Here is a 13,474-nt window from a genome sequence, read left to right as displayed (position 1 = left end):
TTTCTTCAAACAGGTTAGCCAATTCTTATTGGTTAGCCTGTTTAGTCTTGTTATGAAAACCAGACTTAGAATAATAGGCTGCAAGATGGGCATAATGCTTTAACAGAAAGGTAACTTCATGAATATACTTATCGGGAGAAAACAATAGGAGGGATTAATATGAAGGATCAACATTATCCGGGCGTACCAATGAAAGGGACAATGGCTGATTGCAACGGTAAAGGAAATAAAGGAATGATTAAAATGAAAGCGTATTCATATAGTGCTAGAATTATTCGCCCTATCATTCGTGTTACTCGAGAGTCAGCTTCGAATGAGGGTAATGTTGTTAATATTTCAATCCTATTAAAGGACACTTCGGATGGTTTATATTCACGACCGGTAAATGGTAATACCCTGCTCACGAAGGAGTTGAGTTCTCATGTCTATGACTGAAAATATTGCTCAGGCAGCACTCGATGCAGCGATGAAGGCCAACAGGGCCATTGCGCCTTATGATTATTGCGATGCAGAATCCAGACGGATGTACACGCCTCAATTTGATAAAAAAATGGACAATCCTATATATACCGCTGCAATGGCGGGTTTGCAATCGATCTATTGGTTTCGGGCGATCAAAGTGAAGGGGCTTATCCCTGATGCGAAAGCAGATTATTATGCTACGTATTCTACCAACCATAATCGTATAGGTGGAATTGGACTTGCGTATTCCAACAGCCCGACAGGACCATGGACCAAACACGGACAGGTGTACCTTGATACTGTGGTTGGGAATTCGACGGAAACGCCATTTGTGATCTGGAACGATGAAGAACAATTATTCTTCATGTATTATCAACAAAACGGACTTGGGATCAATCAATCGACGGCACTTGCAACCTCTGTAGACATGATTAACTGGACAAGAGTGGGTTTGATTTTGGACAAACCTCCCGGGTTCCCAGGTGATGGTCATACCGGTTACTTCTCGTGTTTTAGAAATGGTGGCAAATGGATCGGTTTCTCGGTAATGGGCGGCGGTGACTTTGGCCGTAAATGTATCTGGCATTCTCATGACGGACGTAGCTGGTTAGCTGATCCAAGACCATTAATGGGCGGTAATGATGCGACTTTATCAGCGGAAGAAAATATTTCGAGACCCAATGCCGGTGTATTTATGTACAAAGGGAGCATGTGGTGGCTGGGCATGTTATCGGCTTATGCTTCAGGTGGGGTTACGACTGTAGCTCGGCCTGCCATTGCCAAGATCAGCGCAGACTTCCGTCAACTGTTGGACAAACCTTCAGATATATATTTTCCGGCATTGAATTGGGAAACGACCAACATGCAATCCTTGATGGTGTCCGTTATGGACGGTGTAGTGTACGTGTATTACAATACCGATCATAATATCGGTGTAGCCTATTCGGTGGGGGTGTAGAGATGATTATACGTGATGCAGCGGGTCAGATTGTGCCCTTTGGAAAGGTCCACAAACAGCTTGTAGCCGATTTTCTATACGGAACGTTACCGGATTGGGTGGAGGTGGTGGGCACCCCTACGTTTGAGCCTTTGCCCGATAGAGGTACCATAACAGTTACAACACCAGCCACGGCAGGAGCGACGGCAGAGTTGAAAATGAAACATCTGATTGACAGCTCGAAAGTAACAGCAATTGCAATCACTTTGGAAGCGCTACAATTAAACGGGAATATTGGAATATCAGTTCAGGTTGGCATTAAATCCAAGGATAGTAAGGCCGGCATCACCTTTTTTCATAACGTTAATCAGAAGTATGGTATGGTCCGAGCCTATAAAGCAGATGGAACGTACACGGATTTTAAGCAAAACATGGTTTTCTTCACCACCCAAGGTGTGGCGGGAGATGAGGCGCAGAATCGAAAGAACCTGACGGTGCTGCTCTGCACCGGGTTACAGTTCTCGGCGGGGTTCGAAAGACCTTCCGTGTGGCTTGGTGCGGATGATCAGTATGGAGGTGTTGCTGCTGACCTGAGTGGTGGGTTGTTCCAACATGGAGAATTGCAATGTCTGTTGAAACTCACCACAAGCAAGGCTGAGGCCAAGTATTTCAAATGTGCACAGATGAAAGTGGATATCTGGAGTAACTAATCCAATTGGGGAGAAGTCTGAAGACGAACAAGGAGCGTGATTGGAAGGGAGTAGCAACATACTACGCCAAGCTGGGATTTGCGAAACTTGAATTGGAATGACAAAGAGAAAAAATAGATGATTTGCATGGATCGGTCAATAACTTACTGGCAGTAATAGGGTACCTAAACACGGACGCTTTGAAAAAGAAGTGCAGTGTTTGGGTACCTTTTTTATTTAGAGAAGGTTCATCATTGTACCGCCTGCTGCACCAGCAACGACAACGATCCACGGTGGCACTTTCCAAAAAACGAGCATTAAAAACAACATGCATACCAGTGCAAAATCAACAGGAGTCAGGATCGCAGTTGTCCAAAGCGGATCGTACAACGACGCCAACAAAATACCTACAACGGCTGCATTAATTCCGAGTAATGCTCCTTGAGTTTTCGAGCTTTTGCATAAAGAATTCCAGAAGGGCAATGCGCCTACGATCAGAAGGAAAGCTGGCAAAAAGATAGCGATCGTTGCAACCAAAGCTCCTGGAATGCCACGCATCATCGCTCCTAAATAACCGGCAAAGGTGAACAAGGGTCCGGGTACAGCTTGTGCTGCTCCATATCCCGCCAAAAAATCGGACTTGTTGATCATACCGGCAGGGACGAATTCACGTTCAAGTAACGGAAGTACAACATGCCCTCCGCCAAATACGAGTGATCCTGAACGGTAGAAGCTATCAAAGAATAACAGCCACCCTGAACGATCAAAGGGTGTGAGTAACGGGAGAAGAATCAGGATTCCAAAGAACGTAGCCAAACAGACGATTGCCAAGTTACGATTCACAGGGACAGACAAGTCTACTGTTTTAAACTCGGTCATTTTACTAAAATGAACCATCCCTATCACGCCTGCAATAACAATAAAAAGGATTGGAGTGAACGCAGTCTGCCACACAAGAGTCGCCGCTGCAGTAAAGATAGCGATGGTTGCCCTATAGCGGTCAGGAGTTAGTTTTTGCCCCATGCCCAATATCGCCTGAGCGACAATAGCTACAGCAACAATTTTCAGACCGTGAATCCAGCCAGTACTGCTGATATCAAATCCTTGCAGAAGAAAAGCGAACAAGACTAACGCAATGACAGAAGGAAGTGTAAAACCAAGCCAAGCCATCAGTCCCCCCAGCAATCCGCCTCGGATGATACCAATTCCAATCCCGACTTGACTGCTGGCAGGTCCAGGCAAAAATTGACATAGCGCAACTAAATCTGCATAGCTTCGTTCATCCATCCATTTTCTACGGCGAACATATTCTTCATGGAAATAACCAAGATGAGCGATGGGTCCTCCAAATGAAGTCAGGCCGAGTTTGGTGGATACAGCCAACACTTCATAGAGTGTCATGGATTTATGTTTGGGCTTGTCCGGGGATAGAAATGAATTATTCTCCAAACGTGTTATTCCTCCTTAAGTTCGACTTAGGCAATCTGATGGATGACAGTTAAGAAAGGGCACATCTCCTCTACTGATGACTACAATTATAATCCTCATCATCGCTATTCATTTAAACGCAGCATTAAACTGTATTATTTTTTAATAATAACTATTTACATACACAATTAAATTGTGTAAAATGTAATTGTTAGCGATACAAGAGAAATCGAAATTTAGTCAAAATAAATCTAATTAACTAAAGGAGTTTTCACAAATGAAAACATTATATGAAACAACAGTCATCAATACAGGTGGACGTCAAGGAATCGTACAATCCCCGGATAACGTGTTTATGTTGGATGTTGCGGCACCGCCTGAACTCGGAGGACAAGTGACGACAGCTACGAATCCGGAGCAGTTGTTTGCAGCAGGGTATAGTGCATGTTTTAACTCCGCACTGGAGTTTCAATTGAAGAAACACAAAGTTGAAATTGAAAGAAGTACTGTAGCTGCAACCGTCATGTTGGTGACGGATCCTGAGGATAACGGTGTGAAGCTTCAAGTCGATTTGGAAGTTAAAATTCTTGGTCTGGATGAGGAGACAGCACAGAAGTTTGTGAAACTTGCTCATGACTACTGCCCATATTCCAAAGGAATTAAAGGGAACGTGAATGTTAACGTGGAACTGGCGTAAGGCGTAATCACAGAAATGATTTGTTCTTGATAAGAAGCTTCCGAGAAATCGGAGGCTTTTTTGTATTATTTTGCTCCGTTGTAAGATGCGCCTTGCCCAGAAAAAAATAATAATGATTGTAATATACCTATAGGGGGTATAATGAAGATATAAATAGATTAAAGGAGTGCAAAACATGAAAAAGTACTTACTGACTATATCGACTATATTGATCGCAAGCAGTTTGATTTTGGGTGGATGTGGCAAGGAGACTCGGCAGACTATTGAAAGTAACGATGACAGTCATACAGCCACCGCAGGTGAGATGCACCATTCTGAATCGGGAGAGCTACCGGAAGGACTGCGGGAGAAAAGCAATCCCACCTTTCCAATAGGAAGCCAGGCGATGATGAGTGCTGATCACATGTCGGGCATGAAGGGTGCGAAAGCAAAGATCGTTGGAGCATATGAGACCACGGTATATGCAGTGACGTATCCCCCAACCACAGGTGGAGATCCCGTGCAGAATCATAAATGGGTTATTCATGAGGAAATACAGGATCATACGGATCAATCGTATGCGGTAGGTTCTAAGGTGCTGTTGAGCGCTGATCACATGAAAGGAATGAAGGGCGCCAAGGCCACAATTGAGTCTGCTGAACAGACAACGGTATATATGGTAGATTACACCCCGACAACAGGGGGAGATTCGATAAAAAACCACAAATGGGTCACAGAAGAAGAACTATCTGCTATCCAATAGAACCATTTGCATCAAACAGCCCTTTTGATACAGAAAAATCAAATTCATACTCAATTATGGGTTATAATGGTATTAAGATTAAACAAAACTGCTGAAAGGGGGAATGAACTTATGATGGATTTTAGCAAACCACCCCATGGTTCTGAGACGGATACACACCGTCAGCGTCATCAGGAGAATGAACAGAAATACCTATCCGGAGGCAAGGGCATTTGGTATGAAATCAGCAACTGGCTCATTCTCGGAGGCATCCTCCTGGTCATATTTTTATTATTTAAATACGTTTTTTAAATAGGCACACAACTGGGCAAATCCCCATATGATGCATTACATCAGTAAGCACTTGGGGAAATGGGGAATCCGGGATGGCAAAAGCAAAGGGAAAGAAAGCTCCCGCATTAAAGAGTGACAAAATTCGGGTGTCCATGAAGTTGGTCACTTCCGATGTATGCGAGAGATGTAAAACACCATGTACACGAGGCATGGATTACGCAGCGCGGATGCGAATTGATGGGGCTATAGGCAAGGGCGTTCCCTGTATCCTGACCCGCCATACTTCATCATAACTCTTCGTATAATTCCGTAATTATAACAATAATAGAACAGAGGCATCCTTTAATGAGGAGTGCCTCTATTTGTGCATTCCAAGGGGTGGAAAAAATTCTGGATAAAAAATGAAAAATGATGAAAAACAGCGCAACTTTGTGGATGAATCTACAGTATAAATGTACAACAGCTAGCAGCAGGGGAGGGAATATTGACGGGATGAAATGGAAACGAGTATTGCTTTGTGTCACGGTATTCTCCTTGCTCGGCGGGTCTCTATTGTTTGCAGATTCGGTGAACGAGAAGATTCGTGTTCTCATTAACGGCAAGGAAGCAGCTGATGGAGGTTATCTCATTGATGGAACGACCTATGTACCTGTAAGGGAAGCCGGAGGCGTCGTCAAGTGGGATAGCAGTAACAAGAGAGTAACGGTGATCAAACCGAATGTACATATTTTTCTCTTCAAGGGAGACACTGTATTTGGCAACGTTAACGTAGGGAAGTTGAAATTCAATGTATTTTCACAAGTGGACAGTCTGACAGCAGATGTAGCTGCGGTGAAAGTAACGATTACCAATCCAAGCGGTCAGGTGAAGGATATCCAGTCACAGGAGCTTACGACACAGAAGGATAACTTCTGGTTCCGCACTTACGATTTTACGTACGATTTCAGTCGTGCCGGCAAGTATCAAGTCGGCTTTCATATTAAAGAAAATGCAAACAGCAGCTACGTCCTGGTAGCGGAGAAAATCATTACAGCGCTGAATGATTGAAGCGGAAATAACCCTGTGAGTTAAATTGACCTGGGTCATTGAACATGTTACGATATGCAAGGTTACACAATTTCTATTTATAAAGCGAGGTATTTCAATGAGCGATCACACACATGAACACGGCGATGGCTGCGGATGCGGGCAAGACCACGACCACGACCACGAGCATGAAGAAGTCCTTCTCACATTAACAGACGAGAACGGCCAAGACGTGGAGATGGTTTTGGTGGAGACGTTTGACGTGGAGAAGCATGTTTATGCGCTCCTGCTGGAACGTAACAATCCTGAAGCTGACGGCATCATCCTGCGTATGGAAGAAGAAGACGAGGAAATGGTGCTCTACAATATTGAAGACGAAGAAGAGTGGAACCGCGTTGAAGCGGCTTACAACGAACTCGTTGCATCACAAGAATAGTCATTCTTTTGGAACATAACACGAAGGCTCCTTGATTTCAGGGGGCCTTTTGTTCGTTCTTAAGAGGTGGACGAGCATATGTATGATCGGTTTGAACGACGAAATAGACGGGAAAATGCAAACTCACTTGTCCGATAAAATGAATTGTCCGACAAAATAAAAAAAGACCAAGCGTAAGGCTTGGCCCTTCAAGTTTATCCCTGCTCAGCGCTAGGGGTTTTAGAAAATGGCATCGGCTTCCACGATCACTTTAACGTTGGTTACGCTGCGATCTTCGGGTCCTTTGACAGGCAATCCAACTTCGACATGATCGATGATGTAGTCAATGTTCTCTTGGGTAATAACCTCACCCGGTAACAGGATCGGAATTCCTGGCGGATAGACATAGATGAATTCTGAGATAATACGTCCTGCGGATTCCTTAAACGGAATCACTTCGGTATCACCGTAGAATGCATCACGTGGAGTCAACATCAACTGTGGAATATCCGGAACTTTGACTACCAGTTCATGGGCCGGGTTCACTTGATAATAGGTACGGGAGAGATCCTGCAAAGCGTTCAGCAAGATATCCACGCTGTCGTCCGTATCTCCTGGCGTGATGAGACACAGAATATTATACATATCACTAAGTTCGACCTCGATGTTGTAATGCTCACGCAGCCAGTTCTCTGTCTCATACCCTGTAATGCCCAGATGACGAACATGGATGGTTACTTTGGTTGGGTCGTAATTGAAGGTTGCTTCTGTACCCAGCAGCTCTTTACCGAAGCAATACAGTCCATCCATATCGTTAATCGAACGTCTGGCAAAATCGGCCAGATCAATCGCCTTCTGTGCAATCTCACGACCGTGGAGTGCCAGGTTACGTCTGGATGTGTCAAGTGAAGCAAGCAAAATGTATGAAGTTGATGTTGAGGTGAGCAGACTCAGGATCGTCTGTACACGCTGTGGATTCACGAATCCATTCTTCGTGTTCAGGTTGAGTACGGAACTCTGTGTCATGGAGCCACCAAGCTTGTGAACACTGGTTGCAGCCATATCGGCACCTGCTGCCATCGCAGACAATGGCAGATCCTCATGGAAATGAATGAGTACGCCATGTGCTTCATCAACAAGCACAGGGACTTGATAGCTGTGTGCCAGCTCAACAATCTCTTTCAGATCAGTAACCACACCGTAATAGGTCGGGTTAATGACAAGCAATGCCTTGGCATCCGGATGACGCTCAAGTGCACGACGGATGGACTGTGTAGTCACTCCATGGTCAATACCAAGATTGGCATCTTGTGAAGGAGAAACAAATACGGGTTTGGCGCCTGAGAAAATAATGGCGGACAGAACCGATTTATGCACATTGCGGGGTACAATAATTTTGTCACCCGGTGAGCATACAGACAGAATCATGGTCATAATGGCACTGCTTGTGCCTTGTACACTAAAATAGGTATAATCGGCTCCGAAGGCATCTGCTGCCAAAATCTGTGCTTCCTGAATGACACCGGTTGGCTGATGCAGGTCATCCAGCGGTGCGATGTTAATCAAATCTATGGAGAAGGCATTATCGCCAATAAATTCACGGAATTCGGTATCCGCTCCCAATCCTTTTTTATGGCCCGGAATATGAAACTGTACCGGATTGAGTGCCGCATGATTTTTTAAAGCGGTAAACAGCGGCGTACGGTGGTGATTCATTATTGCTGTCACAACCCTTCCTAATAAAATTGGTAAACAAAGATGAGTATAGCAAATTAAGAACCGAATGCAACAGTATAATCGACAATTTTTTAAATTGCCGAGATTTGGGCACATTCCCCACGGTTACACTAAGGATAGGGAATAGGCAAATGAACGCCGAAAGGGGAAAAAGAATGCAAACTGATACAAAACCAGCCAAAATTTTGCGATCACCATTTTTTATCGCGATGTGGCTGACACTTTTTCTAGTTGAAATTATCAAAGGAGCCCTGTTGGTAGCCGTTTTGCCCGTGTATATGGACAATATTCTGGGTCTGTCTGCAGGCGTCATTGGTGTGGCGTTTGCTCTTCAATATCTGGGAGATAATCTGTTCCGGGCGCCTTCCGGCTGGGCAGCAGAACGGATCGGGTTCCGCGCAACGATGGTCACAGCACTAATCTGTACCTTAATCGCTGTTATTATGATCCTTTTTCTCAAAAGTGCCGTTGGACTGGCCATGGCCTGTCTAATTCTTGGCATCGGTACGTCACCGCTATGGCCTTGCGCCATGACAGGGGTGACTGCGATGTCAGGCCCACAGAACAAGAATGGTACAGCAATGGGGGCGCTGGAGATGGCCGCTCTGGGCGGTACAGGCCTTGGACCAGTCGGCATGAACTGGTTGCTGGAGCGTACGCATCATGATTATCGCACCATATTTCTTGTGTTGATGGGTTGTGCCATTCTCGTTATTCTGGTGGCCATGATTCTTCCTGGACGTGTCATTATCGAAGGAGAGGAGCATGCCGAGCAAGCGGCGAAGAATCTAGATGTGAAATATCCAGCCAAACCGAACTTGCTCACGCCATTCATTCGGCTGCAAAAGAGTGTGAAGGGCACACTGCAGCGGGTTCGCAGCACGCTTAATGTTAATCCGCTGGTGTATCCTGCCTTGTTTATGCAGTCATTTGTCATTGGGCTGCTGAGTCCAGTAATCACGCTATATACCCGCACAGACCTGCATATCTCACCCAACCTGTATAGTTTGTTGTTGATTGCGGGGGGTGGAATAACCGTTATTGCCTTACTGCCTGTAGGTAAAATGGTAGACAGGTTTGGTACGAAACCGTTCCTGAACGTTGGTTTTTTGATGGCGTCAGCAAGTCTGTTCGCATTTTCCTCCATAACATCCATTCCGGTAGTGTTTGGTGTTGTTATGCTGGTGGGCGTCAGTTATGCCATGATTCTGCCCGCCTGGAATGCTTTTGTAGCCACACTGATTCCCAAAGGGGAGCGCGGAGCGATCTGGGGATTCTTCCTCACTTTGCAGGGATCAGGCATGGTTGTAGGTCCAATTGTTTCTGGATTGTTGTGGGACCACGTTAGCCATCCAGCTCCATTCATTGGCAGTGCCATCGTCATGGCAGGACTTGCCGTAGTACACTTTGTGTTATCCCGTAATCCGTTTCGCACCGCTCCAGCCAAATAAGATAGAAAAAAGGGAGTTCCATCAACCGTAATGGTTATGGAGCTCCCTTTTTGATGTGGTGGTTTATCCATCTCGCCATAGAAGTTAACAGCATTTGGAATGTTATAACATGAAAATCGGGGGCTTGCCCCTGTGCGCTTGCGGAAAGCTGTAATGCTGCGGTCCTTTCGGTGAAAAATAGTCAAATAACCAAGTACCCTTACATAAAATGAAGTATAAAATAGGGTAAGCCGATTGAGTAGAAGCGATTGAAGACGAGGGCCGGAGCAGATCCGGTACAGATGGAGGGAGTGCCGTGAATAAGAGTTATGAAGTTGAATATTGCAATCTGGAGCTGCGGTTCAACCGTCGGCATATCCAAAATTTGATCAGAGACCTTATTCGTGAGGGATATTCACTATATTGGAGCGAGGACGAATCCTTTTTTATACTGTCAGTCCGGACCGGCCGCAAGCTGGTAAAGCTCCGCTTTCAACAGACACGCACGGGGAACTATAAGATGACAGGGGACTACATCATTAAGGACGCAAAGCTTGCAGAATGGCTGGAGAAGCTGATTGGAGATACACGCGGGCATGCAGTTGTGAAGCGGTTTAAGGATCAGCAGATGACTGTTGAGAACATTTTATTCGGTGAAGTGATTCGGCTCGTGGAAGTTTCCGGTTTCAAACAGCGTGTGATATTTCAAAAGGAACCTGCGCCGACGGCGGAAGAGATGGAAGAAATGTTCCTCTCGCGTGAAGGCGAGGAAAGACTCATGTTGTTGCGCATGGAAGTGGACGATGAACTGGAGCGCCTCTACACTGCCATACAGATGGATCATGTAGACAAAGCAAATGCTTGTCGTGAAGTCTTAAAACAACTGTCCGGACATCTGTTAATGTTGGAAGGTTGAGGAACAGTTAACGCTTGAAGGTGAATGAAAACTGCTCTCGAAAAATAACATCAACTCATATCAAAACCCTGGCGCAAGCCAGGGCTTTATTTGTATGTAGAGGGCATTATGGACGACATGGATCAATGATAGAGTATTCCGAGCTTTCGATGAAGGCATCGAATTCATCCAATCCCGCGGATAGCAGCAGATTGGCTTCATACGAGGTGATGGGGATGGCCCATAGTAACGGAATCGTTTCATGGCCTACGTGTATCTGTTCCAAGGATTCGCTTTCACCTCGCAATTCATCGAGGAGAAAGGCAGTTACAGTCCAACTGGAGGGTGCTAATTCGCTCGGTGTCATTACACGCGGAACCGTTGAATCCGGTACATTTTCGATGTGATGGGAGATCAGATCGGCCATATAGGTGTTCACACGCTCCACATTCTCACCACCGAGGTTGGATTGCAGCGCGAGCATCCACTCCGAAGCGACCTTCTCCCCTGAAGGACGACATGCCTGAGACAATCCGACCGTTGCGAATCTGGCGATGTCTGCATGCGCGGTGGGAGGGAAATAATAAATTTCGATATGAATGCCTCGGTTCGGCTTCGAAAGAACGGTTCTGCGCTCTGGCATACCCCATTCATTGATATAAGCCCCCAACAAAAAGGTTCTGCGAATATCCATTGAAAATTGTTCTTGCTTTGAAAGCTGTTCCCATGCCACGTGTTATGCTCCTCCTTTTTGAGTCCAGGTTCAATGGATATGATTATACCATCAGATGTACAATATTGGATTACTTTGGTATGAGACAGAGCGATCCCCGCTGTATTTATGAAAATACGATGAACACCTCAGCAGATTGGGGTGTTTTCTCATTGGATAGCTGTGCACCGGGGTTCACTTCTATACATAAAACCGTTAAAATGGGAGTATTGTTGAGAATTTATTTCAATAAAATTAATTGGAGCAAAGGATGGAGGACCAGATGACAAAACAACAAATTGGCGTAATTGGCCTGGCTGTCATGGGCAAAAATTTGGCCCTTAACATTGAAAGCAAAGGTTTCTCAGTATCGGTGTATAACCGTTCCCCGGAGAAAACCAATGATCTTCTGAAAGAAGCTGAAGGTAAAAACCTGACAGGCTCATTCTCCATTGAAGAGTTCGTAGCATCTTTGGAATCCCCGCGCAAAATTTTGATCATGGTACAAGCCGGCAAAGCGACCGACGCTACCATTGAACAACTGCTTCCTCACCTGGATGAGGGTGATATCATCATCGATGGAGGGAACGCATACTTCCCTGACACGCAACGTCGCAGCAAAGAGTTGGAAGACAAAGGCATTCGCTTCATCGGTACAGGTGTATCCGGTGGTGAAGAAGGCGCACTGAAAGGCCCTTCCATCATGCCTGGTGGACAGGAAAGTGCTTATAAACTGGTTGAACCGATCCTGACGGCGATCTCGGCCAAAGTCGGTGACGATCCATGTTGTACATATATTGGACCTGATGGTGCCGGACACTATGTGAAAATGGTGCATAACGGTATTGAGTACGGAGATATGCAGTTGATTGGTGAAGCGTATCACTTGCTCAAATCCGTATTGAACGTTTCCGTTGAAGAGCTTCATGCGATCTTTACGGAATGGAATCAAGGAGAGCTGGATAGTTATCTGATCGAAATCACAGCTGATATCTTCTCCAAATATGATCCAGAAACAGGCAAACCAATGGTTGACGTTATTCTGGACGCAGCTGGACAAAAAGGAACAGGTAAATGGACAAGCCAAAGTGCGCTGGATCTCGGCGTTCCATTGTCCATGATTACAGAATCCGTATTCTCCCGGTTCCTGTCTGCGATGAAAGACGAGCGTGTAGCAGCTAGCAAAATCCTGAGTGGACCAGCGACTGAAGCATTCTCTGGCGACAAAAAAGCGTTCATTGAGAGCGTGCGTAAAGCCCTCTTCGCAAGTAAAATCGTATCCTACGCACAAGGATTTGCACAGATGCGTGCTGCTTCCGACGAGTATGGCTGGGATCTGAAATACGGCAACATCGCCATGATCTTCCGCGGTGGCTGTATCATCCGTTCGCAGTTCCTGCAAAACATCAAGGAAGCTTATGATAAGGACGCAGCTCTGAAAAACTTGCTCTTGGATCCTTACTTCCAAAACATCGTTGAGTCTTATCAAGGCGCATGGCGTGAAGTTGTAGCGGCTGCTGTAAAACAAGGTGTTCCAGTACCTGGTTTCTCCAGTGCATTGTCTTACTACGACAGCTACCGTACAGAGCGTTTGCCAGCAAACTTGCTGCAAGCACAACGTGACTACTTCGGTGCTCACACGTTCAAACGTGTGGACAAAGAAGGCAGCTTCCACCACAACTGGATGGAGTAGTACCACCTATACGAATCGATGAGATTTGGGTTGAGCGCCTTAAAGTGGCAGATTTGCCCTGCTAAGAGGCTTAAAAGAGGTTTGGCGTTCCGGTGATTGCCGGTTAACGCTAGGCCTCTTTTTTTACCGTAAATAAGCTTATTGGGGCTCGTCAGGTTGCTGAAGAGTTACGGATTGAAAAGTTTGGGGGCTCAAAACTGTTTGAGGTTGAGATCTTACGTAGGCTTAGATGCTGGGAGTTACTTGATCTGTCTTGGAAGTACCTACGGATGGTCGAAAGGAAGTCGGTTGGGAGATGGTCTTTCCCAGTCCGCAGGGCTGTGTTATGATAGGACAAA

At 45.6% G+C, this 13,474-nt stretch carries 15 protein-coding genes; 12 read left to right on the top strand and 3 right to left on the bottom strand.

Annotated features, from left to right (window positions below):
* Nucleotides 1-159 precede the first annotated feature (159 nt).
* Genes AB4111_RS15755 through AB4111_RS15745 form a run of 3 tightly spaced genes read left to right on the top strand, consistent with a single transcriptional unit; the run spans nt 160 to nt 2,109 of the window.
* Nucleotides 160-435, top strand: coding sequence for a hypothetical protein (locus AB4111_RS15755; RefSeq protein WP_442032299.1), 276 nt, complete (start codon nt 160-162; stop codon nt 433-435).
* Nucleotides 422-1,420 (top strand): hypothetical protein, encoded by a 999-nt coding sequence (locus tag AB4111_RS15750; protein ID WP_442032298.1) that lies wholly within the window; start codon nt 422-424, stop codon nt 1,418-1,420. Before AB4111_RS15755 ends, AB4111_RS15750 begins: the two co-directional genes overlap by 14 nt.
* A 2-nt stretch (nt 1,421-1,422) precedes the next feature.
* A complete protein-coding gene (locus AB4111_RS15745) occupies nt 1,423-2,109 on the top strand; it encodes a hypothetical protein (protein ID WP_442032297.1) in 687 nt (228 codons plus the stop codon).
* A 216-nt stretch (nt 2,110-2,325) separates the two neighbouring features.
* On the opposite strand, the gene AB4111_RS15740 is transcribed toward AB4111_RS15745, so the two are convergent.
* Complete coding sequence (locus AB4111_RS15740; protein ID WP_442032775.1) at nt 2,326-3,489, bottom strand: chromate transporter; 1,164 nt, start codon at nt 3,487-3,489, stop codon at nt 2,326-2,328.
* A 304-nt stretch (nt 3,490-3,793) separates the two neighbouring features.
* Here AB4111_RS15740 and AB4111_RS15735 point away from each other — a divergent pair, with 304 nt between their 5' ends.
* The 6 genes from AB4111_RS15735 to AB4111_RS15710 all read left to right on the top strand — a co-directional run bounded on the left by AB4111_RS15735 (nt 3,794) and on the right by AB4111_RS15710 (nt 6,690).
* A complete protein-coding gene (locus tag AB4111_RS15735) occupies nt 3,794-4,213 on the top strand; it encodes an organic hydroperoxide resistance protein (RefSeq protein WP_124116066.1) in 420 nt (139 codons plus the stop codon).
* Nucleotides 4,214-4,388: 175 nt separating this feature from the next.
* Nucleotides 4,389-4,955 (top strand): YdhK family protein, encoded by a 567-nt coding sequence (locus AB4111_RS15730; protein ID WP_442032296.1) that lies wholly within the window; start codon nt 4,389-4,391, stop codon nt 4,953-4,955.
* Nucleotides 4,956-5,066: 111 nt separating this feature from the next.
* Entirely contained in the window at nt 5,067-5,246 is a 180-nt protein-coding gene (locus tag AB4111_RS15725) for a hypothetical protein (protein WP_036614724.1), read from the top strand.
* 74 nt (nt 5,247-5,320) lie between these two features.
* Nucleotides 5,321-5,521, top strand: coding sequence for a hypothetical protein (locus tag AB4111_RS15720; protein ID WP_253439158.1), 201 nt, complete (start codon nt 5,321-5,323; stop codon nt 5,519-5,521).
* Nucleotides 5,522-5,720: 199 nt separating this feature from the next.
* Entirely contained in the window at nt 5,721-6,275 is a 555-nt protein-coding gene (locus AB4111_RS15715) for a copper amine oxidase N-terminal domain-containing protein (protein WP_253439155.1), read from the top strand.
* Nucleotides 6,276-6,372: 97 nt separating this feature from the next.
* Nucleotides 6,373-6,690, top strand: coding sequence for a DUF1292 domain-containing protein (locus AB4111_RS15710; RefSeq protein ID WP_036614722.1), 318 nt, complete (start codon nt 6,373-6,375; stop codon nt 6,688-6,690).
* A gap of 219 nt (nt 6,691-6,909) precedes the next feature.
* Here AB4111_RS15710 and AB4111_RS15705 read toward each other — a convergent pair whose 3' ends face one another.
* Complete coding sequence (locus tag AB4111_RS15705) at nt 6,910-8,385, bottom strand: aminotransferase class I/II-fold pyridoxal phosphate-dependent enzyme (protein ID WP_253442690.1); 1,476 nt, start codon at nt 8,383-8,385, stop codon at nt 6,910-6,912.
* A gap of 176 nt (nt 8,386-8,561) precedes the next feature.
* Here AB4111_RS15705 and AB4111_RS15700 point away from each other — a divergent pair, with 176 nt between their 5' ends.
* Both AB4111_RS15700 and AB4111_RS15695 read left to right on the top strand, forming a co-directional pair.
* Complete coding sequence (locus tag AB4111_RS15700; protein WP_442032295.1) at nt 8,562-9,857, top strand: MFS transporter; 1,296 nt, start codon at nt 8,562-8,564, stop codon at nt 9,855-9,857.
* Nucleotides 9,858-10,152: 295 nt separating this feature from the next.
* Nucleotides 10,153-10,752 (top strand): hypothetical protein, encoded by a 600-nt coding sequence (locus tag AB4111_RS15695; protein WP_442032294.1) that lies wholly within the window; start codon nt 10,153-10,155, stop codon nt 10,750-10,752.
* 106 nt (nt 10,753-10,858) lie between these two features.
* Here the strand turns inward: AB4111_RS15695 and AB4111_RS15690 are convergent, their stop codons facing one another.
* Nucleotides 10,859-11,464 (bottom strand): suppressor of fused domain protein, encoded by a 606-nt coding sequence (locus AB4111_RS15690; RefSeq protein ID WP_442032293.1) that lies wholly within the window; start codon nt 11,462-11,464, stop codon nt 10,859-10,861.
* 262 nt (nt 11,465-11,726) lie between these two features.
* Here AB4111_RS15690 and gndA point away from each other — a divergent pair, with 262 nt between their 5' ends.
* The gene (gene gndA / locus AB4111_RS15685; RefSeq protein ID WP_124116071.1) at nt 11,727-13,136 is read left to right on the top strand and encodes an NADP-dependent phosphogluconate dehydrogenase; all 1,410 of its coding nucleotides are present in this window, start codon (nt 11,727-11,729) and stop codon (nt 13,134-13,136) included.
* Nucleotides 13,137-13,474: the final 338 nt, after the last annotated feature.

Origin of the sequence: Paenibacillus sp. 2KB_22 (assembly GCF_052115745.1) — a bacterium.
Classification (GTDB): domain Bacteria; phylum Bacillota; class Bacilli; order Paenibacillales; family Paenibacillaceae; genus Paenibacillus.
This window is presented reverse-complemented; position numbering and strand designations above follow the sequence as displayed.